Origin of the sequence: Paenibacillus pinihumi DSM 23905 = JCM 16419 (assembly GCF_000422505.1) — a bacterium.
GTDB classification, from domain to species: domain Bacteria; phylum Bacillota; class Bacilli; order Paenibacillales; family Paenibacillaceae; genus Paenibacillus_D; species Paenibacillus_D pinihumi.
Genome location: NZ_KE383871.1, coordinates 45,895 through 68,710, shown reverse-complemented (window position 1 = coordinate 68,710; position 22,816 = coordinate 45,895). Strand labels below are relative to the sequence as shown.

Below are 22,816 nucleotides of genomic sequence, written 5' to 3'. Positions count from 1 at the left end.
TCCATTTAACTCTATAGCCGCAAGGATCTTCTTTCTTTTTCGAATGATCCTTGCCTGAATCTAGCGGTTGTGAAAGGAAAGTGACGATAGATGAGTGCTGCTCCAAATATGATCGAATTAGACAATCTTACCCGCTTGTTTGATAAGCAACGGGCAGTTGACAACCTGACGATTTCCGTTCCAACGGGAGAGATTTTTGCCTTTCTCGGGAGTAATGGTGCAGGAAAAACCACGACCATGAAAATGATGACGGGCCAACTGAAGCCTTCATCAGGAACTATACGGATTAAGGGCGTTGATATGTGGAAAGACAAGGAAATTAGACAGATAACAGGCTATGTTCCTGATGTTCCCCTGCTCCACGAAGGTTTAACAGCCAGGGAAATGCTGCGGTTTGTTGGAGGGTTATACGGGCTTGGAAGGGAGGACATACATAAGCGAACAGAGGCATTGTTAGGTCAATTTGACTTATTGGACAGCGCCGATAAATTAATCAAGGCTTACTCACTCGGCATGAAACGCAAAACAGCGATAGCCTGTGGTCTTATTCATAACCCGGAGATATTATTTTTAGATGAAGTTACGAACGGACTGGATCCCAAGGCTGCGAGAGAGGTCAAAAATCAAATTCATAAAGCAGCCAAGGAAAATGGTGTCACCGTGTTTTTAACCACACATATACTCGATGTCGTAGAGGAAATGGCGGACAGAATCGCGATATTGGACGCCGGAAAGATTCAAGCTATAGGGACACTGGAGGAATTGCGCCAAAAACGCGGCATGGCTTCAGATAGCAAACTGGAAGAAATCTTCCTGTCTTTAATCGAAAGGGGTGGACAAACTGATACCCTCGCCAATTAAAGCAATGATTTATTATTATAACCGGCCTTTCTTAAATCAATATTTCTATCATAGCAGGATGAAATTGCTTGTTTGGTTCATTCTGCTCGGTTTGGCTGTCCCAATCTATTTTTCGGAGAAGTTTGGTGCTATTTTTTTGGAAGCCAATCTGTCTAAAAAGGTCATGTTTATTGTGGCCGAAAGCCTCCTTGTAGGCTTATTACGCGGACTTAATGATCTCCCTTCACAAATGTATTTGCAAAAAAATCTGATGTTTTTCCATTCCTCAGGTATTTCCAATTTGCAAATCATTATAGGGCAATGGCTGTCCAGGGCTCCATTGTATGTGTGGGCGGCGGTAATCCTTACAATCCCATTGACAAGTGGATTAAGTATCCCTGATAAAATCATGACCGGACTTTTGTTGTTCATCATTGGTTTTGTCGCAGAAATGACGGTTGATTTAGTAAGCCGATATTTAATGATTCTTACGATGTACTATATGCCGAGTATCGTTAAAGCATTTGTTGGCATTGCAACCTTCGGTTTTCTAGCATTATTTGGATTTATTATATGGGTCCTGACATCGCTGGATGCAGTTTCGGCCGATTTCTGGAATCAGTTTGAAAGGACAATGTTTGTCATCGCCGGCATTAGCGGGGTCGGAATCATTATACTGCTTTTATTGACGAAAAAAATGGGGGAGCTTTATTATGAAAGCTGGCTTCAGTCTGTAGAAAATGAAAAGGTGGTTCTTGATAAAGACAGTGGTATATCGCATCTTATTTCGCATCCCCGCAACGCTGTAATGATCAAGGATTGGATTCTAATTTTGAAAAACTCAGTCACCAAGGCAAGAATTGCTATATGGATCATCGGCATGGGTGTTGCTGCAGTGTTGGTGAATATGAAGGTGCTTGATTCTTTTCTCACAGAGCAGAATAAACCATTTTATGTATTTGGCTTTGTAATTGTTTTTACGTTTTTGGCGTTTGGCGAGATTGTCTCTTCTCTTTATCAGCAGGAGAAGCAGAATTATTTGCTTTATTTTGTGACAGGAACAAAGGGTCAGCATATCTTCATGGCCAAATGTTTAACATCCCTTTTATTGGTCTTCATTCCTGTCATGATCGGGTATCCTGTACTCGGTCTGCTGCTGCGAATTGATATTACCACAATTACGACCACTTTAATATGGTGCGCTTTCGCTTCGTTAGGAGCCATTTTGCTTCAGTTGGGCATTGCAACCCTTGACCGAAAAGGCGGTCAGGGGATCATGATTATTGGCAAGGAAGAAGATTCAGATGGCATGCTTGAACAAGTGCCGCAGACCGCTATTCCGATATTATCGAGCTTTACAGGGTTGGTTTATGGTCTGCTTGCGACCACATTATATGCATTTGAATTGCATGTGGCGTTTTCAATCCTGTTATTTTTGCCTTGTTTAGCCATGATCCCGTTAGGAGTGCGTTCCAGTGAATATCGATAACAAATATGGCCAGAATGAAGGAAGCAGGGCGGAAGCTCGTGGAATGCAGAAAACGCTGCAATTTTGTATGTTTTTGATCACGTTTGTTATTTATGTTGGGAGTTATTACCTTCTGGCCAGAGATGAGGACATACTGACCAATCATATAACCCTTGTGACCATCGGTTTGGTTATTGTCATTCCTGTATGCAGTATGTTCATCGCTTTATTGACATTGGCGCCATTTCTTTTCTTTTACATCATGACTTTCGCTTCGTTTATCTTTGCAGTTCTGATTATGCCGTCCCCCAAGCCGGAGTTGTATACCGATATTGTGTTATGGGCGGGTCCGGTTATTCTGTTGAGTTTTGTTGTGTTTATCACATACAAGCTTGTTCTTGTCAGACGAGAGTATATGCAGACAGACGTATCCAAGGAAACGATAACACGCATTCAAGATAGCCTCACTCCGTTATTTGGTCAAGGTTGGATCAGGCGGATCGCTTTTTCAGAGATTCGAATGTGGTACTACTGTCTATATGTATGGTTTAAGCCTCCTGTAATAAATAAAGAGATTTCATTCGCCTACCATAAAGATTCCATGATTAAAGTACTGATTTTTTTTGGGTGCGGGATGCTGCTATTCGATGTGGGGGTGCTTCATTTCCTGATCGGAATGTTCAGTAAAACACTGGCTTGGATCATCACGATTTCGACCGTATATTTACTGCTTCAATTCATCGCTTTCTACAATTCATGCCGTTATGAGCCGCACATTGTGGACGATCAAAGAATTGTACTGCGGTTGGGTTTTTACTTGCAGGCAGAATTCAGCCCGGATCAAATTGAATCCATTCAAAATGCAAAAAAATTCAATGATGTCAGTAAGGAGAAGGGCGTGTTCAATTGTGTACTCGGCTTGGATTCCCCGCAATACGAGGTGATTTTGAAAGAATCCCTCTGGATGACGTATATGCTGGGCGGCAGAGAAAAAATTACGAAAATTTTACTTAAGATTGATGATCCAAAAGCTTTTTATCAAGCTATTGACTCCAAAATGCAGACCGAAGCCTAGAGTAAATAATTTGTTTTTTATTCTCACGGACATGTGTGTATGGCAGGGCAGCATCAAGTGTTTAGTTAGTGTGGTTGACAGTGTTCAGGAGCATGATTGATACAGAACTTCTGTAGCAGCTCGCAAATTGCTCCGAACTGGGTCTGAATCTCGGACTAGAGCCGGGTAATCTTACGGAGACGATGACCGGGCAACTGCAAATTGTGGCTGAAGGATAAAGGAAAGCTTCTCTCTCTCGAATGCGTTGGAATACCGGCTCCGTCTAATATTGGCCTGTCAGAGCTGCATTGGCTCTGGGTGAACAGCTTCCCGGATGCTGCCGCGAAGCAATTAAGCAAAAATACAAGAAAGCCGGAGCCCTTTACAAGAAGCTGAGGTCATCGATTATAGCCAGGGGCAAGGGAGGAGATGTAAATATTCATATTGATTTGGATGAAAAAACCGCCTTTCTCGATAGGCGGTTTTTTTTGATTATGTGATATATGAGCATCTGTTTCTCTCATTGCCGGGTTGACCCATTGGTTATGACCATCCTCATCAGTATAGCAGAATGCTTTATTCACCGATTTGTAGATCAAGCACTGATTGGTTCAGATTGCAAAATAATGTCTCGAAAATCAATCTGCATACTCTTTAACACGATACCAATATTTATAAATTTCTTTATATCCAAGCTTAGAGTAAAGGCGTAGTGCAGGCAAATTATCGGATAGCACAGCTAAATAGCTATACGCAGCCCCGTTATCTTTTCCCCAATGAAGCAAATTCAGTATCATCTGTTCAGCAATGCCTTGATTTCGAAAATTTTTATCTGTGACAATGTCATAAAGGCCTATGTAATCTCTCTCAATAACCCCAAGTCCGCATGCGAGTGCCCGTCCCTCATAATAGAAGGATATATATCCAGCTTTAGTTCTGATATTGGACAAAAGCTGCAGCATCGTTTTTTTATTAGGAGACTCCACCCCGCTAAGCCGGCTAAAGTTCTCAATCCACTCTGCATCAGGCTCTTCAATGATTTGGCAAGATGCAAGTTTAGGTTGTTTGATGCTGTTCAGCTTGAGAGTATGCACATTAGCCATATTCATGATCGAGTAGCCTTTCTGCTCCAGTATCTGATCCAGATTTTCAGGGTGCATATGGGGGGTGATTTTAAATACAGTATGCTGGCGTTGTTTTGTGTACAATTGTTCGCAATAGTTTATTTTCTGTTCTGTATCAATGCTTGATTCATAAATGCTGCTAACCGAGTTGGATCGAAAAGTGTATCCATTAGCAAATCGCAGCATCCACCCGTCATAAAATAACGTAGTTAGTGTTGGCCAGTTGTTCAATGATAGTTCTTCGATAAGCTTGCTGTCCACTGTAATCCCTCCTTCAATTAATGAATAATAATACATAAATATGAATTAAAATTCAATAGTTGAAATGAAAAAAGGATTATATAGCTTATAAAATTACCTGTGACAAGTCTATTCCAACCACTGGCGTGGACCAATGACATGAACCCCGGTCGATGAGACACTACAGTGTCAAGATTAGGGGCACGTAGGCAGTAAGAACTGAATATCCTGGTGGGAAGCTCGCGTGATGAAAGCTGTTGAACAGTCCCCATCCCGCGAGCTTTTTACAGTTATGACCGCATAGCGGCGGGCATATGGTGCTTCGTAAAACTCCAAAACAGCAGCGTGAGGGTGCTGACTGCGGCACCAAGCACACATACGCCGCTCCACCCGGAATAAGCATAGACAACGGTTGAAGCGATCGCGCCTGCAGCGCTGCCGATGGAGTAGAAGATCATATATGTTGCTGTCAGACGGCTACCTGCTGCGGACTGCGCAGACAGTATCATGGCCTGATTTGTCACATGGACGGCCTGTACAGCGAGATCAAGTATAACAATACCTGCCGCCAGTGCCCAGAGCGAATGTTGAAGCAGGGAAATTGGCAGCCATGATGCAATCAGTATAAGCAAAGCAACAAAGGTTGTACGTTGACCAAACCCGCGGTCGGCGAGTCTGCCGGCGCGCGCTGCCCCAATTGCTCCTGCTGCGCCGGCCAGACCGAACAATCCGATAACGGAATGGGCGAGCGATAAGGGTGGTGCGCTTAGTGGCAAGACAAGAGGTGTCCACAGAATGCTGAATACTGTGAAGATCAACATACATAGAATGGCACGGATACGCAGCACTGGCTCGTGCACAAATAAGGCAAGCATGGAGCGCAGCAACTGAGGATACGATAGTTCCATCGGCTGCCTGTGTGAGCCAGGGAGTGCCCGGAACAGTATCGCTGCCAGGAGCAAAGTTAATGCAGCAGATACATAATAGACGGCACGCCAGCCTGCAAGATCCGATACAATACCGGCAAATGTCCGTGCCAGCAGAATGCCGATTACAATTCCGCTTGTAACCATACCGACCGTTTGCCCTCTGCTGGCTGGGGAAGATAGCTTGGAGGCGAATGCGACGAGCACCTGCACGACAACAGCAAGCAGACCGACCAACGCGAAGCCGGCCAGCAGCAGCGATTTTTCAGATGCTGTGCCTACGATAATCAGGGCAATGGCGGTGAGCAGCATATGGGCAAGTACGAGCCTTTTCTGATTGAGAAAATCCCCGAGCGGTACCAGAAAGAACAGTCCGAGCGCATAGCATATTTGCGTAATCGTAATCATGCTGCCAATGGATGCAGGTTGAATCCCGAATTCCAAAGCGATCATATCCAGCAGGGGCTGAGCAAAATAAATATTGGCGACCGACAAGCCGGCTGCAACTGCAAATAGCAGTGTAAGGGAGGCTGGCAAGGGAGATGTCCGGCGGGCCTCCCTTTTTTCCTCACGTTTGGAGTCTGCTGATGTTATGCTATACTGCGTGTTCTGTCTGTTCATTCCCATCTCTCCTCCCAATATGGTGATAAAATAAATTACTGATCGGTATGTTATACAAATGAAATATAGTTGATAAATGATTAAAGTGTCAAGTGTTTTGACAAGTTTACTGGTATTGAATTAAAATTATAATATACTGATCGTTATGAAAAGAAGGGGTGAGCAGCAATATGGCTCGTACCAGGGAATTTGATGAGCAAAAGGTGCTTGATGCAGCGATGAGGCTTTTTTGGGAGAAGGGCTACGAGGCGACTTCCTTGAGTGATTTGACAGCAGCCATGGGGGTTCAGCGCCCAAGCATTTATTCGGCCTTTGGAGACAAAAAGGAATTGTTTGAAGCTGCGCTTCGGAAGTATAATCAGCTTCACGCTGCTAGTATAAGAACAAAGCTGAAGAAATTCTCCTCCGTCAAGCAGGCTTTTCGCTCTTTATTTGAAGGGATTATCACAAAAGCAGGAGACAGCAGGCCTGATATCGGCTGTTTTTGCATCAATACAATGGTTGAGCTCGCACCGCATGATCCCAAATTTGAGGTTTTGACCAGAGAGCATCAGTTATATCTTGCTTCTGTTTTCCAGGAGACGATTGAGCGCGGATTAGAGTCCGGGGAGCTAAGGCCGGATATTCAGGCGGAGGACCTGGCAAAGAATCTTGTCGTATCCATGATCGGATTGACAGTCATGATGAAATCCCGTCCTGAGCAGTTGTTTGCCGAGCAATCGATAGCACTTACACTTTCACTACTCGATTAGACCACAGAACTTCTGGGAATCAGAGACACTTTGTCCGGTTCTCGCAAATAAATCAATCTCCGGGTGACATTGGAACATGACTGCCTCCCGTTTGCATTATATTTCCTGGACGTTTAAAATTAGGGAAGCAGATGAACCGGATTTACATACGGCGTATAGAGAGCGGGAGAGACGGATGAGGGTTGAGCAGCGAGGGAGCAAAGGCAAAATCAAAGCAATTATTACAGGGGTTACAGGCATGGTGGGCGAAGGTGTGCTGCATGAATGCCTGCATCATCCCGATGTGGAGCAAGTGCTTGTTATCGGCCGCAAACCTTGCGGGATATGGCATCCGAAGCTAAAGGAAATCGTACACGCAAATTTGTTTGATGTGTCGCCTCTCAAGAAACAGCTCACCGGCTATAATGCCTGCTTCTTCTCCCTGGGTGTCTCTTCGGTAGGCATGAGTGAAGCGGAGTACAGCAAAATTACATATGATTTGACCGTGCATGTGGCAGAAATACTTGCTGAATTAAACCCGGACATGGTGTTTTGCTATGTGACAGCAAGTGGAACGGATCGTACAGAGCAAGGGAGGAGCATGTGGGCACGTGTAAAAGGAAGAACAGAGAATGCTTTGCTTAAGCTGCCTTTCAAGCGGGCATACATGTTCCGTCCCGGCTATATCCAGCCGACTAAAGGACTGAAAAATACGCACCGGTACTATGCTTATTTGTCCTGGCTGTACCCTGCCTTGAAATTGCTCATCCCGGCTCATGTCACCTCCCAGAAGGAAATTGGCAACGCGATGATTCATGCTGTGAGCAGGGGATACGAATCACCGATCTTGCATTGCAAAGATATAGCCAGGCTGGCGAAGTCTGACCCTATAGAAAACAGGGATTAACTGCTGTTTTAACCAAGATCATCTCAAAGCTTTTTATGAGTTTGAAAAAGACCAAACGTCAATCCTTTGAATTCGACAAGGAGGCATGTATGAATAAAGTTCGAAGAGGGAGCAGATTCGCGGCAGCAGTCTTAGGCTGCTGTATGACAGCGGTTGTTATCTTGTTTCCTTCCACACCACTGCAGGTAAATGCAGCATCTGGAACTTTTATAGCTGTTTCCGGGAAGCCGCTTGCCGGACAGTTGCAAAAGGGTTTGGCTCATGACAAGGAGCAAAAGTTTGTTCCTGTTACTGTGAACGGAGTAACTCTGAATTCACCAGCCTATTTGCAGGCGGATGGGGAGTCGTGGATGCTTTCGCTTCGTGAGCTTGTCCAGGCTATTGGTTTTAACATTGTCTGGAATCAAAAGGAACAGACTGCACTTATAACTTACAACAAGCTGATTGTGAAGATCAAGGCGGGAAGTCATACCTATATACGTAACGAAAATCAGCTTAAGCTTGGTGTCAGTCCTGAGATGAAAAACGGAAGGTTGTATGTGCCTCTGCAATATACTTCCTCCCTTTTAGGGACTGATGTATGGGCAGGCGGCCAATCCGTAGATATTCAGCATCAAAAATTACGCGGACTGATTGAAAGTATTACAAAAACGGAGGATGGCGCACGATTAACCGTCAAGACGGAAGGTAATGATCCATTAATCGTGACTGCCGATTCACAAACAACATGGATTGGGGCCGATGGTAAGGAGGCTGATCCGGAATCATTTAAGGAAGGTATGGGAGTTGAATTGTTCCGCTCCTTTATTGGCTATAGCTTCCCGCCTGTCACACACGCCTTCCAAATCTATGAGCTTGCGGATGAAGTGGAAAAATTGGATAACAGTGAAAACAAAAGGTGACACGCAAGCTGTCACCTTTTGTTTGTTACAATAAAAATCAGGTAGAGACATTCACAGGGAGGAGCAGGCATGAAGCGAAGCGACCGTCTGATGGCGATTGTGCTTGCACTGGGCCAGCGCCAGGAGACAGCGGCATCACTTGCAGACAAGCTGGAGGTATCAAGGCGGACGATTCTCAGAGATATTCAATCGCTCACAGAACTGGGTGTGCCCGTATATGCACTGAACGGCATTAAGGGCGGCTATCGTCTGATGGAGGGCTACACACTCCCGCCGCTGCAACTGGATACCAATGAAGCATTGACGCTGCTGCTGGCGCTGGACAGCATGACAGCCTACGCTGATACGCCGTTTAACAAGGAACGCTGGACAGTGATGGACAAGGTGAAAAGCATTCTGTCACCGGATACGCTGGATAAAATTGCGCCGCTGCTGAAGCATATGACCGTGGAAGTTCCAAGACGCAGCTACACGGTACCCCATTTGTCCCGGCTCATGGAGCTGACAGCCCAAGCCAAATGGGTATCTGTCTTTTACCGTTCCCAGTCCCATCAGCGGACACTGCTTATCCGGCCGCAAAAAATATATGCCGCACACGGTTTCTGGTATTGTGAAGCCTACTCCTGCATCCATCAGGAGGAACGTCTGCTGCGTGTAGACCGGATGAGCCAAGTTGAGGAGGCAGAACCGCCGACGGATGCACAGGAGCCGGAACGAGAGCCAGAGCCTAAACGCGAAGGGAAACAGTCAGGTGAGCCCGCTGCATGCAAGAGAAATTCTCCGGTATTAGCCCATGCAAGCTTCACGCTCAAGGTGAAGTTGTCTTACAGGGGAATGCTGGAGGTGGAACGGGACGAGCATCTTGGCGAGAAGCTGGTGATGATTGCGGAGGATGAATGGCTTCTGGAAGGAGAGCTGCCGGTTTCTGAATGGGACTGGGCAGTGAGACTCTTTTACTTTCTGGGTAAGGATGCTCAGATTATTACTCCGGCAGAAATGGGCGAAGCAATAGCAGATAAAGCCAGAGAGACATTGCGCCTCTACAGCAAAAATGAAAAGGAGAATAAATCATGAATAAACAACTGCTTACAGCTCCATTGCATACCTATGGGGATGCGGCTGCCTTATTATCGCAGATTGGTATTTTGCCGCTGGCTCCGTTAATTCCCGAGCATCCTTCCCTGGTCAGCCTGACTTCCGCGGACCAGTGGCATACGGAGCTGCCTACTGACCCTTGGGGCTGGCGTGTACGCTTCCCTTCGAGCGGAGCTGCAGCTTATGGGAAGTTTATGAAAAGCAAGGGCGTACTGATTGACCGCGGCTGGTTCCCGCTGGTCTCAGCGGCTGTTGGCGGCAGCGGCACAGTGGAGCAGCGATACCGTGACGGGCTTATTTCAAAAACGGCAAGAGACATTTATAACATTGTGGGCCAAGAAGAAGGCATTGATACCCGCAGACTCCGCCAGGCAAGTGGAATGAAGGCTAAAGAGGACAAGAGCGCTTTTGATCGGGCTGTAACGGAATTGCAGGGGGCGCTGGATATCGTCATATCCGGAATTCAGCAAAAAGTTAATGAGGCAGGCGAAGTCAATGGCTGGAGCTCCACAGCCTATCAGTCAACGGAACGTTGGATGAGCCAGCACGGGCTTGAACGTGACGCTCAAAGCAAAGCTAAAGCGTCAGAAGAGCTTGTATCCAGACTGGAAGAGGTCTGTACGGCAAAAGCACTTGCTTTTCTGAGAAAAACACTCTCCATATAAAAATTGAAACCAGGAGGTTTTTATTGATGACAGACCCGAGCATGCTTCTATCTAAAGCCCATGATTACATGTATAGCAACGCCCGGCTGCTGGACCGCAGACGTTATGAATTTCATTTTGGCAATGGATCGGCAGAGGCAGTAATTGACGCTTTGCGTCCCTATCAGAATGCGGATGGCGGGTTTGGCGGAGCACTCGAACCGGATATCCGTGATCCTCTTAGCCAGCCGGTGCCAACAGAGTTAGCCCTGCATGTAATGGATGAGGTCGGGTTATTTGATTCGCGTATTCTGGAAGGTGTACGATTATACTTGAAAAACCTTGCGGTCAGCGGAACCGGCGGGTTTCCGAGAGCGCTCCGGAGTATTAACCAGGCACCGCATGCACCATGGTGGCAGACCGAAGACGATACGGGGCCATCGCTTAATCCCACAGGCCTGATTCTGGCGAAGCTATACAAGCAGCAAGCGGTTACCTCATTCTATGAGGAGGAATGGTTCTTACAATCTGACGCCTATTTTCGGGCCAATATGCACAAGGCCGATCAGAAGGACTATCATGATGTTATTCAATGCATTGCCTTTGTGGAGCATGCCCCTGCAGATGCAACTACGGAACAAATGAGGGAGCTGTTAAAGGACTGGCTGAAATCAGAAGATTTGGTACAACGAAACCCGAATGCCGAAGGTTACGTACAAAAGGTAGTGGATTGGTTCCCTGCTCCGGATTGCTTTGGAGCATCAGACATACCCGAAGAAATCATCAGCAGCCATTTGGATGCTTTAATCGCACAGCAACAGGAGGACGGGGGCTGGATGATTCCATGGCCAGCGTTAAGTCCGGCTTGCTTGAGTGAATGGCGCGGCATGATCACGGTCAACAAGCTGCTCACATTAAAGGCATACGGCAGATTGTAGGACAAGCAGTGCGTCGGAATGAAGATGGAGCGTGGGAACAAGAATTACTGAAAGAATCATAAGCATGGAGACATGCTTATGATTCTTTCAGTTACTCAAGGAGAGCAGACTATGGATAAAAAAAGCAGGGAAAAGCAGCAAGTCCCCCAACACACCAGCGTAAATTGGCGCACATTTTATCATTTGCTGAAGGAAACCAGACCGCCGAAGCTCACTCTCGGTCTGGCCATCTTTCTCAGCGTAATTACAACGCTTGCCGGTCTAATCGTCCCCCTGCTGCTTAAAGGGCTGGTGGACGGATTTTCCGAGGCGTCACTGTCCGCATCGCATATCGGATGGATAGGGGCCGCATTTCTCGCCCAGGCGCTTGCAGGGGGATTGTCTGCCTATTTGCTTAACCGCTCTGGACAGCATATGGTAGCAGGCATTCGCAGGCGGCTTTGGAGCAAGCTGCTGGTCCTTCCGGTTCCGTACTATGACAAGAACCGGACAGGGGAGACAGTCAGCCGTATGACGAATGATACGAACGTTGTACGTACACTGATCAGCGATCATCTGACCAATTTTGCGACAGGGCTGGTCGCTATCGCCGGTTCCGTCACGTTAATGGTGATTCTGGATTGGAAAATGACGCTGGTCCTGCTGTCAGCCCTGCCGATCACGATGCTCGTTATGTTCCCGCTCGGCCGGATGATGCACCGCATATCCAAAGGCTTGCAGGATGAGACCGCAAAGTTCAGCGGTGTGCTTAATCAGGTGCTGATGGAGATCCGGCTGGTGAAGCTGTCCGGCTCCGAGAAGATCGAGCGGCGCAACGGGGAAGACGGGATCAAGACGTTATATCGCTTCGGACTTAAAGAAGCGAGGGTACAAGCGATGATTGGACCATTGATGTCCTTTGTCATGATGGCAATGCTTGTCGTTGTTATCGGCTACGGCGGCATGAGAGTTGCCTCAGGTGCGCTGTCTGCGGGGGATCTGGTTGCTTTCATCCTGTATCTCGTACAAATTATTATGCCGGTCGGTCAAATTACCCAGTTCGTGACCCAGCTTCAGAAGGCGAGGGGCGCGACAGAGCGGATTGTCGATACATTGCGGGAGTCCGAGGAGAACTTTGCTGGCGGTGTTGCGCTTGAGAATCCTCAGCGTCCGATAACGCTTGAAGAGGTGACATTTGCTTACGAAGAGAAAGAGCCTGTCCTTGATCGGGTCAGCTTTACCATTGATCCTGGCAAAGTAACCGCCATTGTCGGACCCAGCGGAAGCGGCAAGACGACTTTATTCTCGCTGCTTGAGCGTTTTTATCTTCCTCAGGAAGGCGTCATTCGGATCGGGGATGAACCGATCAGCGCCTATACTCTGAGCTCCTGGCGCAGTGCAATCGGGTATGTATCACAAGAAAGCCCGATTTTGGCAGGGACAATCCGTGACAATATCACCTACGGACTGGAGCGGGAAGTTAGTGATGATGAACTTAAGGAAGTGGCCAGGCTGGCTTATGCCGACCAATTTATCGAGGCATTTCCAGAGAGCTACAACACCGAGGTAGGGGAGCGGGGCATTAAGCTCTCTGGAGGCCAACGCCAGCGGATCGGCATTGCCCGGGCACTGCTGCGTAATCCGTCTATTCTGATGATGGACGAGGCGACCTCAAGCTTGGACAGCAACTCTGAGAAGTATGTCCAGCTTGCGTTGGAGACATTAATGAGAGGACGGACAACGCTGGTCATTGCCCACCGTTTGTCAACCGTAATTGATGCCGACCGAATTGTGTTTCTTGATACTGGCAAGGTAACTGGCATTGGCACACATGCGGAACTGCTGGACACCCACGAGCTGTACCGTGAATTTGCCCGGCGCCAGCTTCAAATGGTCGGAGTTTCTGGTGATCAATGAACAACGCAGACATAGCCCTTATGCAGCTTATACGCATAGGGCTATGTCTTTTTTTAACCAACTTCAAACCTTCCTCGTTTCCGGCCAGCTAATACGGATGGAAGTGCCTTCCCCGATTCGGGTATTTAATTCAATTGAGGCACCGAGTGCTTCTGCAAGCGCCTTGCTGACCGCCATTCCGAGGCCGGTACCTTCCGCCCTGCTTTCGGAATCCGTTCCCCGGAAATACCGCTCAAATAGTCTGCCTGCAGTTTGCTCGTCCATTCCTTCACCATTGTCAGTAAACGTAATGATGACGCCGCCAGAATCTTGCACTTTTAACGATACAGTCAGCGTTGTCCCTGTGCGGTTGTGGAGGAAAGCATTGGCAACCAGATTATCAACAATTCTCTGGAACCATGGCTTGTAGATGGTCAGGAACACAGACTTGTCCGATGATACGAAATGTATCATTTCTTCGCTGTAAAGCGGATGCTGTGCCGTCTCGCGGAGTACATCTGTCAAATATTCATTCATTTCCACGACCTCTTCAGATGGAGCTTTCCCTCCGCTTCGCAGATGGTAAGTTAAGGTGAGATCATTAATAAGCGCATCCATATGAGAAGATTTATCCAAAATGACTTTGGCAAATGAACGGACTTCACCGGTTGTCCAATCATAAGCATCGGTTTCCAACATATGAGCATAGCCCTTAATAGAGGATAGCGGGGTTTTCAAATCATGGGACACCCCTGCAATCCATTCGTCTCTCATCTGCTCTGTTTCTTTCTGAAGCTGCTCATTGCGGCGGAGTGTTCCGGAAAGCGACTCCAGAGAATGGATGACATCTCCATAAACACGGTATTTGCTTTTTCTGCGTCCTCTTCGATTTTGACTTCGCGGCTTGCCGTGTGAATTGGTGGGCTCTATGAATTGTCCCTTATCCAACAGACGCAGCCAATTCAGCACATGAACGACAGGAGAGCCGATCCTGTTTCCGAACCAATAGGACAGGAACAACAGCAGCAGCATAGCTGCAACTACCAGTGCTCCCATTCCTATAGCCAGTACACGGAATTCTGGAGGCAGGGTTGGCTTTTCGCCCCGCTCATAACCTGGAAGGGCAGTGTTCAAAACCCATGTTTCTCTTGTGTCAGGGTTATATTGTGTAAGCATTTCAGAGCCGTATCTGTCAGGGTAAATGGACCTAAGTACCATCTCCGACACGGAAAATTTGCTAATTGCCTTATCCGGCTTATTTACAGATGCAATCTCTACACCGCCAGCATCCAGCAATTGAAGCCATGCATTTTGCCTCTTCAGTCTCTCTAGCGTTTCAGCAGGCAAAAGAATTTCACTCCCGCTTCGTTCTCCAGTCTTGGCAAGCAGCCGCAAAAATCCATCTCCTTGATCGCTAATCCCGTAAAGAAGCGTATGGGTAATACCATTCTTGATTTGAATCCAAATCGTTAATTGATAAGGAAAGGGACGCTTCTGCAGCAGATAATCGTTGAGCTCGCCCGGGTCATAGGAATCTGGTACGTCCGGTGGTGTGAAAAAAGCATCTGTCACTTTGCCGCTCTCATCAATTCGCTGCAGCCATCCTCTCGTTCCCTTAAGTGTCTCCAGCAGCTTGGGATCGAATCTCCAGTTGTCTCCTTCAGCCCGGACAGTATCCACCAGCTGGGACAAGCCGACACTTTGAAAATCCCGTTCCGCCTGTATTTGTATAAGTTGACTAATAATCCAGTAAAACACTACACCGGCCAGTGAAAGCAAAATCAGTCCGAAGCAAGCAAGCCATCCGACCAACCGGAGGGTGAGCCGCCATTTAACGTTCATATCCGGAATCCCTGTTTGCTACCATTTTATAACCGAGCCCTCGTACATTGACCAGAAATTCAGGTTGGGAGGGATTCCGTTCAATTCGTTCCCGGATTCGATGAATATGAACCATTACCGTATTATCATCGCTAAGGCTGTTTTCCCCCCATACGCGCTCGTAAAGCTCGCTTTTCGTAAAGATGCGATTGGGATGCTTGCACAGAAACAACAGCAATTGAAACACAAGTGAAGGACAGGGGACAGGAACGCCTTCCACTTTCAGCTCCGCTGCCGCTTCATTAACCTGAAACCGCCCAAAATCAAAAATGGTTCCGTGTCCTGCAGTTGAGACAGTAGAGGTTCCTTTGAGTGAGCGGCGAAGCAGGGATTTTATTCTCGCCACGATCTCCAGAGGGTTGAAAGGTTTTGTCACATAATCATCGCCCCCAACAGCGAAGCCTGACAGCTTGTCAAAATCCGTAGACCTTGCACTAAGAAACAATATAGGAGCATCCGTAAGTCTTCGTATTAGAGGACAAACCTCAGTACCGCTCATATTCGGAAGAGTTACATCCAGCAAAATAATGTCATATGGCTTCTCATTACATAGAGCAAGCGCCATTTCAGCGGTCGTCGCCTTATCAATATGCAGAAAGCCTTCCTTTCGCAGCACAGTCTCCAGCAATTGAAGAATGGCTTGTTCATCGTCCACCAAAAGAATGGCACTATCATTCACAAATACATCTCTCCTTGAAATTTCGTTGTAAAACTATTTTACCATTGCCGGACAGGGAAAATGCAATATGAACAGAACCTTAATTCTCTACCGGTCAAATTTAAGCTGGCGTTAAGGCTCCGTTGGCCTAGGGGTAAGATAGACGCGTTATAATAAGGCTACATTAACTTGAGGCATCCCGTTTAACAAAGGCTGGGATTTGTTTGGGGATGGCAGCATGCTGACAGTGGAGATGCCCGCGCATGCCGAGGGAATAATCGATATTTTTTTCTCCACAAAGTTGGGCATGTACGATATTAGCTCTATAAAAAATAAAACATACAGGATGGTGCTTAAAAATGAAAAAAGTATTCTTGATTGCAACTGTGGCAGCAATTATCTTATCAGGTTGCGGGACAAAAACAGAAAAACGGGTCAATGACTCGCCGACCGGAACAGTATCTGAAACTCCCGGGAATTCGAATGGGAATGGAAACGGGAATTCAGACAATTCCAGCAATGGCGGGACCAATCAACCCGGGGGTGCAGAAGTGATTAAGTATAAAGCAGATGAAATCGGACAAGCGCTTTTAGATGGAGATTATGAGGGTGTTTATTATCAAACAACCAAAGATTTTCATAGCCAGATGTCACTGGAAGAGTTCACTCAAGCAGGGCCGGAAATTCTCAAAGGGGTGGAATCCTGGACAAAGGAGAGCGAGCTGGACTTGAATGATTCATACTACATCACATGGATGAATCAGGATCGCAGCAAAGGCCTGAAGGTTGGAGCGGACAAGAACCATGTTATCGGGTATCTCCAAGTCGTACCGGTGGAACAATTCCCGTCTACAGATTCAGTCAAAACCAAACATGAATATGGACTCCCATTTAAAGGAGAATGGTTTGTATTCTGGGGAGGAGAGAATGTTCTCGCGAACTATCACTATGAAGTAGAGATGCAGCGTTACGCCTATGATTTAATTCAAGTGAAGGATGGTTACTCTTACAGTGGAGACAAAACTAAAAACGAAAGCTACTATGCATTCGGTCAGGAAATTATAGCTCCCAGGGCTGGAATTGTTGTCCGTGTAGTGAGCAATATTAAGGATAATGAACCTGTAGGCAAGATGAATCCGGAGCAGCCCGAAGGCAATGTCGTCGTAATTGACCATGGTGATGGCGAGTACAGTTTCTTGGCTCATATGAAAAAAGACTCTGTCGTCGTTAAAGTTGGTGACAAAGTAGAGAAAGGTGACTTGCTGGGCCTGTGCGGAAATTCAGGGAACACCAGTGAAGCGCATATTCACTATCAAGTTTCTGACGGTACGGATCTGTTTACCGGTAAATCCATTAATATTAAGTGGGAAAATGGCTTGAACCCTCATCAGGGAGACATCATTAAATAATAAAAAGCTTTGCGGCCAAAATCAGCTTAAAAAAGGTGAAGTCACGAATGGATGACTTTGCTTTTTTTATTATATATTTTTTGGCAGCCCTGTTCCTTGTTCAAGGCTGGCGGTTCTAGAGCTGCTCTCATTTCTGGCGAAATTTGTCGAATCTCTGTGAGGTTATTTATTATTTTTTATTGTTTAACAGAGCGTTGGCATTATCCCTTTTACTCAGCTAATATTTGTAAACATATATCCCTACAATTATATACACGTACAATCGTATACACATACAATCATATACACGTACAATCGTATACACGTACAATCATATACATATACAATCATATATACATTCAATCATATATTCCTGAAAATTCACAATCCTACAATGTAATAATCCAACAATCTAACAATCCTGAAATAATGATAGATTGATACAAATATACATTTCTACGATATTTTATTTTGATTTAAGAAATAAATAATTTAAACATAAGCATTACAAATTATAATTCAATATAATAGCAAACGATAATAAGAAAAACGCAATGTAATCAAAATAATTAAAACATCAGTGAATGAATAAAAAAACTACCTTACAGGTTGCATACAAAGCGTTCCTAATGTCTGGTGAGCAGTAAGTTGGCGATTGTCGCAGTTGAGCCGAAAACAAAATTCATCCCAATAAAGCTGCAAATATCTTGCACCTATACCGTGAAAGGTGGAATTGATCCATTGTTTTGCATCTGAAAAAACACGCTCCAAATATAAAGAACAGTTAACGGTAATTGGACAGGAATTAAGAGAAAGAGCTTTCTGGGCAATATGTTTGCCGAAAAATAAAGGTTGCAGCACTGCAGGCATTCGACGGTTATTCATTAGAGCCGGATTTGCAATTTTAAGTTTTATATAAGGGGCAGGGCAGACGGGTGATTCACTCCATGTATTGAAAAAAGCACGACTGACCGATAATTTTCCGGGTAGATTTGCAGATTGTAAGGCCTTATTTACTTGATCATTTCTTTCAGAGGGAGGATGTAAAGTATTCGACATTGCAACAATGGAATGTTCTTTGAGCCCTTTCCTAAATGAAGGGCGTCCTGCATCCCCATAAAATCCAATCTGTGCTTGAACCGAACCCAAAAGAGGCTGCTCCATATCCATCATACTGATTGCCATTCTTACTCTTTTGAGCATGGACCATGCTGTTTTGTAGGAGACTTGTAATAGTTGTTGAAGTTGTACTGCGTGAATGCCACCGGGGCGGGACATCAGCTGTAAGGCGATATACCATTTTTCCAAAGATGTCCGTGTGTGTTCCATAATCGTGCCGGTTGTAAGAGAGGATTGATGACGGCAATTAGCGCATTGAAATAGAGGTGCATTGCGTGTGGAAATTGTGTAAGCCTGCCGGTGACCACAGCGCGAACAACAGTAGCCGTTTGGCCATTTTGAACGAAAGAAATAGGTTAATACTTCACTGCGCATACTGTATTTCCCTCCCCAAGAGCAAACATCCTCAGGTAATAAACGGCCAACATTTTAATACAAGAAATCATTACAATCCGTCTCAGATTCAAATGGAATTAGACATTCCTCTGCAAAAAAGTACCTGTTGGAGCTGAAATCATTTGGTAAAAGCTTCTTCGAATTTCTTATATTTTACATTATAGCAAACATACGTTCCTCTATCAAGGATGTTTTATTTATAGGAATTACTTTTGGGCAAGATGAATGCTGAGATCAAAATAGGAGCGGAGTGAATCAAACGGAAGTTGTTAAAAATGCATAGTAATACTCAATAATGTATATGGGGCAAGTATAAATTCAAAAATCATGATACATTGAAAGGAACCTTAAATCTTGAATCTTGAATCTCGAATCTCGAATCTTGAATCTTGAAATTTCGGAACCTCGGAATCTCTGACTTTCGGTTAGGCTGAGTAAAGGGAATAGTGGCGATAGTTCTAAAAGAGTACAAAAAGAGAGATATACTCAAAATGAAATCCATAATATCCCATTAAAATTAAGGATGTATTTACTTCGATTGATTACTTCACTCTAAAAACACAATAGACGGGCGGATTCCGCGGCTAATAAGGGAAGCATTAGCATTTTTACTGATGTAACCTATATAATACGAAATAGAACTGAGCGAGAAAGTTGCACCTGTATTGAAAAAACGAATCTGAAAATAAGCGCGTGGGATCAAACAACGCACCGTTTAATATGACGGAGGGATTATGATGAAAAGAACTGCGGTAATAACCGGGGCGGCTGGAGGAATAGGAGCTGCGCTGGCAGAAGGATATCTTCGGGCAGGTTATCAGGTCTCAATAACGGACAAGGACGCTGATCGGTTAGAGGCGGTTACTCAAACATTGGTGTTGAACTATGGGAAAGATCAGTTGTACAGCGCCGTTGCTGATTTGAGCAGTGAGACAGCAATTACGGCGTTTATGGATGCAGCTGCAAACCGATTTAATCGTATGGATGTGCTCATTAATAACGCAGGCTTTGGAATAACGAAAAGTTTGTTTGAGCTGAATGTGGAGGAATGGGACAGTGTGCTGAACACTAACTTGCGCGGTGCTTTTTTATGCGGCAGAGAGGCAGCGAAGCGGATGAAAGTCCAGTCCGAAGGCGGCAGCATTGTACATATTGCCTCTACACGGGCGCTAATGTCAGAGGTGAATACGGAAGCATATGCGGCTTCAAAGGGAGGCATGGTTGCTCTCACCCATGCAATGGCTGCGTCCCTCGCTCCATTTAAAATTAGAGTGAACAGCGTCAGTCCGGGATGGATTGAGACGAGGCACTATGATGAGCTGCGGGAACAGGATCATAACCAGCATTGGTCTGGCCGTGTCGGCCGTTCAGAAGATATTGTGCGCGCCTGTCTTTACCTGACGGACGTGAATAATGATTTTGTTAACGGTACGAATCTGATTGTGGACGGCGGTATGACACATAAAATGATTTATGAGGAATAGACTGGCAAGTTGGCTTTGGGGGAGAAAACATGAGTAAAAATAAAAAAGAAATAACCGGAACCGTGGAAACCGAAGAAACCATCGGAGCCGAAAATACATATGCCGGGGACCCCCCCAGTATTAGCAGCAAGGGTGAGACAGTCACCGGCTATGAGTTAGCGCGGCTAGAGGCGTATTTGCAGCAATATAAGCTTGCTGGTGATTATGAGGTCATGGAAGAGGAAGGCGGCAAAAATAATACAACGCGCATGGTATATAGCGGTATGGAACGCTACGTACTGCGTATTTATGACAATCACAAGGATATAGCAAAAGTCCGGTTTGAGCATCAGGTGTTGTTGGAGTTGAATGCGCATACGCTGGATTTTGAAATTCCTCAGCCGGTACGGAATATTTATGGTGATACGGTATCTTCAGGTGAAGAAGGCAAGCTTGCTGCCGTGTATGCTTATCTTGAAGGAGAACGTCCAGATCGTCTGAGAGAAAGCCATATTTCAGGTCTAGGACAGGCATGCGGAAATGTGAGCCGGGCACTTGGGCAGCTGCATTTGCAGAATAAGCCCTCATATACGCCGTATTATGTGCTGCAGGATAATTATGGTCATTTAGAAAAACAAACAATGCTGCAGTGGGTGAAGGCAGATATAGAGGCTTGTGAACTGGAATCGATGATGGCGGAACTGGAGGGTATACGAAGAAGGCTGGTTGAATTGGAAGCTGCTTTCTGTAAATTGCCCCGGCAATGGATTCATGGCGATATTGGGTTTACGAACGCTCTGGCCCGGGGAGAAAAAGTAACCGGCGTGCTCGATTTTGAATTTTGTACTCGGGATTTAAGAGCTATGGAACTGGCAGTTGTACTGCCTGAATTGATAACGGAGGAAAGTTCGGAGCAATCTCTAAGACAGATTCGACTTTTTACAGAAGGCTTCGGCAGCAAGCAGGGCCTGACTGCCGAAGAAATATCATATTTACCGGATCTAATGCAGCTTAGAATGGTGGATGTCTATTTGCATTTTGCAGAGCGCTTCAGGCAGCAGCTTGATCCGCTGACAGAATGGTCAGGCCACACAAGACGCGCTGCATTTGTGTGCCGCTGGATTGAGGACAATCGTACCCTGCTGGCTTTGTTATTTGGCAGTTGCTTGACCGGCAGGCAAGTGATCGGTTTTGTCCCGGAGAAACCATATGGTTCCTAGGGCCACGAAGCTTACGATCGTACCATAAATGAAAATCATGCGAATGCCCAGCATGAATTCACTTTGTAATAAAAGTGAACCCATGATCGTAACGCCAATAGCCGTTCCGGTATTGCGCGAGAACATTTGCAGCGAGGTGGATATTCCGCTCTGGCTGGATTGAACGAGTTGCTGAGCGCCAATGGTAGTAACGGTGAACAAAAGCCCGTACCCTGCACCTTGAACTGTTAATGCAAGTGTTACATATATGAATCCGGTGGAGGGTCCCAGGAACAACAGCATTATGCCGGATACCAGCAGTGTCAGATTGCTGATCAGCAGCAGCGGGGTGTACCCGTAACGCAGCACCCATTTCCCTGCAGGGACGGAGCATGCCATCCAGCCGGCAGATATGCCGAGCAGAGAAACGCCGCTTACAAAAACAGAATAGTTCTGATGCTGCAGGAACAGCGGAACATAGCTGGAAGTGCCATATAAAGCGGCACAAGCCAGGAATGAATTAATAATCATCCATTTAATTTTTGGCAGCTTGAGAAGCTGCAGGGGAACAATCGGAGAAGGATGGCGTTTCTCGACCATCCAGAACAGCCAAAGCAGGATGGCGCCTGAGACGACATACATCCATTGATTGTTCTCCACAGTTGTTGCGGCCAATAAAAGACTGACCCCTGCGGCAAACAGAATCGAACCCCATACATCTATCTTGGATTTGCGAGGCTCATACTGTTCCGTGTATCCGAGCAGACAGATAAAAGCAATGATACATACAGGAATATTAATAAGAAAGATCCATCTCCAGCTTGCCATCTCAACAAATAAAGAACCCAAGAGAGGGGCCAGAACGGCGGACAGTCCCCACATTGCAGAGAACATCGCCTGGATTTTGCCGCGCTGCTCCACTCGGAACAGATCGCCGGCAATAATCAGGGGGAAGGGCATCATGATGCCGGCTCCCATTCCTTGTACAGCCCGGTAAAGCACGAGTTGAAGCATCGAGTCGGCAAGTCCGCACAGCACCGACCCCAGCAAGAAAAATAAAATGCCAAAGCCGAATATCTTTTTGCGGCCGTACAGGTCCGAGATACGACCTGCAACCGGAGTCAGCACAGTCGAGAAGATCATATAGGCAGCAAAAGACCAGGCATACAGGGAGTAGCCCCCAAGCTCCTCCGCAATTACAGGCATGGTCGTATTCGTAATTGTCGAATCAATGGATGCTACAAGTGTAGCCATGACGATGCTGACCATTACGAAAATTTGTTTGGATTTCATAATACCCTCCCGGCAGTCTTTCGGATGAGGATGCCGATTTATTTTTAGTAGCAG

At 46.1% G+C, this 22,816-nt stretch carries 19 protein-coding genes; 13 read left to right on the top strand and 6 right to left on the bottom strand.

Going from position 1 to position 22,816, the window contains the following annotated elements:
• Nucleotides 1-90 precede the first annotated feature (90 nt).
• From H583_RS0131400 to H583_RS0131390, 3 genes are read left to right on the top strand one after another with little or no spacing between them, the layout of a single operon-like run.
• Complete coding sequence (locus H583_RS0131400; RefSeq protein ID WP_245586048.1) at nucleotides 91-861, top strand: ABC transporter ATP-binding protein; 771 nt, start codon at nucleotides 91-93, stop codon at nucleotides 859-861.
• Between the two features lie 58 nt (nucleotides 862-919).
• Entirely contained in the window at nucleotides 920-2,329 is a 1,410-nt protein-coding gene (locus H583_RS0131395) for a hypothetical protein (RefSeq protein ID WP_154666044.1), read from the top strand.
• A complete protein-coding gene (locus tag H583_RS0131390) occupies nucleotides 2,316-3,383 on the top strand; it encodes a hypothetical protein (protein WP_028563935.1) in 1,068 nt (355 codons plus the stop codon). Before H583_RS0131395 ends, H583_RS0131390 begins: the two co-directional genes overlap by 14 nt.
• A gap of 617 nt (nucleotides 3,384-4,000) precedes the next feature.
• On the opposite strand, the gene H583_RS0131380 is transcribed toward H583_RS0131390, so the two are convergent.
• The gene (locus H583_RS0131380) at nucleotides 4,001-4,747 is read right to left on the bottom strand and encodes a GNAT family N-acetyltransferase (protein ID WP_245586047.1); all 747 of its coding nucleotides are present in this window, start codon (nucleotides 4,745-4,747) and stop codon (nucleotides 4,001-4,003) included.
• A 269-nt stretch (nucleotides 4,748-5,016) separates the two neighbouring features.
• Entirely contained in the window at nucleotides 5,017-6,273 is a 1,257-nt protein-coding gene (locus H583_RS0131375; protein ID WP_081667684.1) for an MFS transporter, read from the bottom strand.
• Nucleotides 6,274-6,443: 170 nt separating this feature from the next.
• Here H583_RS0131375 and H583_RS0131370 point away from each other — a divergent pair, with 170 nt between their 5' ends.
• The 7 genes from H583_RS0131370 (at nucleotide 6,444) to H583_RS0131340 (ending at nucleotide 13,386) form a co-directional block, all read left to right on the top strand.
• Nucleotides 6,444-7,025, top strand: coding sequence for a TetR/AcrR family transcriptional regulator (locus H583_RS0131370; protein ID WP_028563931.1), 582 nt, complete (start codon nucleotides 6,444-6,446; stop codon nucleotides 7,023-7,025).
• Between the two features lie 76 nt (nucleotides 7,026-7,101).
• A complete protein-coding gene (locus H583_RS0131365; RefSeq protein ID WP_342663568.1) occupies nucleotides 7,102-7,911 on the top strand; it encodes a Rossmann-fold NAD(P)-binding domain-containing protein in 810 nt (269 codons plus the stop codon).
• A gap of 89 nt (nucleotides 7,912-8,000) precedes the next feature.
• Nucleotides 8,001-8,813, top strand: coding sequence for a copper amine oxidase N-terminal domain-containing protein (locus tag H583_RS0131360; protein ID WP_028563929.1), 813 nt, complete (start codon nucleotides 8,001-8,003; stop codon nucleotides 8,811-8,813).
• Between the two features lie 69 nt (nucleotides 8,814-8,882).
• The gene (locus tag H583_RS0131355; RefSeq protein ID WP_028563928.1) at nucleotides 8,883-9,887 is read left to right on the top strand and encodes a helix-turn-helix transcriptional regulator; all 1,005 of its coding nucleotides are present in this window, start codon (nucleotides 8,883-8,885) and stop codon (nucleotides 9,885-9,887) included.
• Nucleotides 9,884-10,573 (top strand): AlkZ-related protein, encoded by a 690-nt coding sequence (locus H583_RS0131350; protein WP_036711722.1) that lies wholly within the window; start codon nucleotides 9,884-9,886, stop codon nucleotides 10,571-10,573. The genes H583_RS0131355 and H583_RS0131350 overlap by 4 nt, the downstream gene beginning before the upstream one ends.
• Before the next feature lie 26 nt (nucleotides 10,574-10,599).
• Complete coding sequence (locus H583_RS0131345; RefSeq protein ID WP_028563926.1) at nucleotides 10,600-11,490, top strand: hypothetical protein; 891 nt, start codon at nucleotides 10,600-10,602, stop codon at nucleotides 11,488-11,490.
• 111 nt (nucleotides 11,491-11,601) lie between these two features.
• Nucleotides 11,602-13,386, top strand: a complete 1,785-nt coding sequence (locus H583_RS0131340) for an ABC transporter ATP-binding protein (protein WP_028563925.1) — start codon at nucleotides 11,602-11,604, stop codon at nucleotides 13,384-13,386.
• Nucleotides 13,387-13,449: 63 nt separating this feature from the next.
• On the opposite strand, the gene H583_RS0131335 is transcribed toward H583_RS0131340, so the two are convergent.
• Nucleotides 13,450-15,207, bottom strand: coding sequence for a sensor histidine kinase (locus H583_RS0131335; RefSeq protein ID WP_028563924.1), 1,758 nt, complete (start codon nucleotides 15,205-15,207; stop codon nucleotides 13,450-13,452).
• Nucleotides 15,197-15,925, bottom strand: coding sequence for a response regulator transcription factor (locus H583_RS0131330; protein WP_028563923.1), 729 nt, complete (start codon nucleotides 15,923-15,925; stop codon nucleotides 15,197-15,199). Before H583_RS0131330 ends, H583_RS0131335 begins: the two co-directional genes overlap by 11 nt.
• Before the next feature lie 338 nt (nucleotides 15,926-16,263).
• Between H583_RS0131330 and H583_RS0131325 the strand changes: the two genes are divergently transcribed.
• The gene (locus tag H583_RS0131325) at nucleotides 16,264-17,313 is read left to right on the top strand and encodes a M23 family metallopeptidase (RefSeq protein WP_028563922.1); all 1,050 of its coding nucleotides are present in this window, start codon (nucleotides 16,264-16,266) and stop codon (nucleotides 17,311-17,313) included.
• A 576-nt stretch (nucleotides 17,314-17,889) separates the two neighbouring features.
• Here H583_RS0131325 and H583_RS35815 read toward each other — a convergent pair.
• Nucleotides 17,890-18,786, bottom strand: a complete 897-nt coding sequence (locus tag H583_RS35815) for a transposase (protein WP_081667682.1) — start codon at nucleotides 18,784-18,786, stop codon at nucleotides 17,890-17,892.
• 755 nt (nucleotides 18,787-19,541) lie between these two features.
• Here H583_RS35815 and H583_RS0131315 point away from each other — a divergent pair.
• Together H583_RS0131315 and H583_RS0131310 are read left to right on the top strand one after the other, a co-directional pair.
• Nucleotides 19,542-20,291: an SDR family NAD(P)-dependent oxidoreductase gene (locus H583_RS0131315; RefSeq protein WP_425414550.1), complete on the top strand. Its 750-nt coding sequence runs from the start codon at nucleotides 19,542-19,544 to the stop codon at nucleotides 20,289-20,291.
• A gap of 29 nt (nucleotides 20,292-20,320) precedes the next feature.
• Nucleotides 20,321-21,490: a phosphotransferase gene (locus H583_RS0131310; RefSeq protein WP_028563919.1), complete on the top strand. Its 1,170-nt coding sequence runs from the start codon at nucleotides 20,321-20,323 to the stop codon at nucleotides 21,488-21,490.
• Here the strand turns inward: H583_RS0131310 and H583_RS0131305 are convergent.
• The gene (locus H583_RS0131305; protein ID WP_028563918.1) at nucleotides 21,422-22,762 is read right to left on the bottom strand and encodes an MFS transporter; all 1,341 of its coding nucleotides are present in this window, start codon (nucleotides 22,760-22,762) and stop codon (nucleotides 21,422-21,424) included. The two genes, H583_RS0131310 and H583_RS0131305, sit on opposite strands and share 69 nt — an antisense overlap.
• Nucleotides 22,763-22,816: the final 54 nt, after the last annotated feature.

Bases quoted from the DNA above. Each gene is read 5' to 3' on its own strand.
- H583_RS0131400 (WP_245586048.1), top strand. From the start codon at position 91: ATGAGTGCTGCTCCAAATATGATCGAATTAGACAATCTTACCCGCTTG.
- H583_RS0131395 (WP_154666044.1), top strand. From the start codon at position 920: ATGAAATTGCTTGTTTGGTTCATTCTGCTCGGTTTGGCTGTCCCAATC.
- H583_RS0131375 (WP_081667684.1), bottom strand. From the start codon at position 6,273: ATGAACAGACAGAACACGCAGTATAGCATAACATCAGCAGACTCCAAA.
- H583_RS0131370 (WP_028563931.1), top strand. From the start codon at position 6,444: ATGGCTCGTACCAGGGAATTTGATGAGCAAAAGGTGCTTGATGCAGCG.
- H583_RS0131365 (WP_342663568.1), top strand. From the start codon at position 7,102: ATGACTGCCTCCCGTTTGCATTATATTTCCTGGACGTTTAAAATTAGG.
- H583_RS0131360 (WP_028563929.1), top strand. From the start codon at position 8,001: ATGAATAAAGTTCGAAGAGGGAGCAGATTCGCGGCAGCAGTCTTAGGC.
- H583_RS0131355 (WP_028563928.1), top strand. From the start codon at position 8,883: ATGAAGCGAAGCGACCGTCTGATGGCGATTGTGCTTGCACTGGGCCAG.
- H583_RS0131350 (WP_036711722.1), top strand. From the start codon at position 9,884: ATGAATAAACAACTGCTTACAGCTCCATTGCATACCTATGGGGATGCG.
- H583_RS0131345 (WP_028563926.1), top strand. From the start codon at position 10,600: ATGACAGACCCGAGCATGCTTCTATCTAAAGCCCATGATTACATGTAT.
- H583_RS0131340 (WP_028563925.1), top strand. From the start codon at position 11,602: ATGGATAAAAAAAGCAGGGAAAAGCAGCAAGTCCCCCAACACACCAGC.
- H583_RS0131335 (WP_028563924.1), bottom strand. From the start codon at position 15,207: ATGAACGTTAAATGGCGGCTCACCCTCCGGTTGGTCGGATGGCTTGCT.
- H583_RS0131325 (WP_028563922.1), top strand. From the start codon at position 16,264: ATGAAAAAAGTATTCTTGATTGCAACTGTGGCAGCAATTATCTTATCA.
- H583_RS35815 (WP_081667682.1), bottom strand. From the start codon at position 18,786: ATGCGCAGTGAAGTATTAACCTATTTCTTTCGTTCAAAATGGCCAAAC.
- H583_RS0131315 (WP_425414550.1), top strand. From the start codon at position 19,542: ATGATGAAAAGAACTGCGGTAATAACCGGGGCGGCTGGAGGAATAGGA.
- H583_RS0131310 (WP_028563919.1), top strand. From the start codon at position 20,321: ATGAGTAAAAATAAAAAAGAAATAACCGGAACCGTGGAAACCGAAGAA.
- H583_RS0131305 (WP_028563918.1), bottom strand. From the start codon at position 22,762: ATGAAATCCAAACAAATTTTCGTAATGGTCAGCATCGTCATGGCTACA.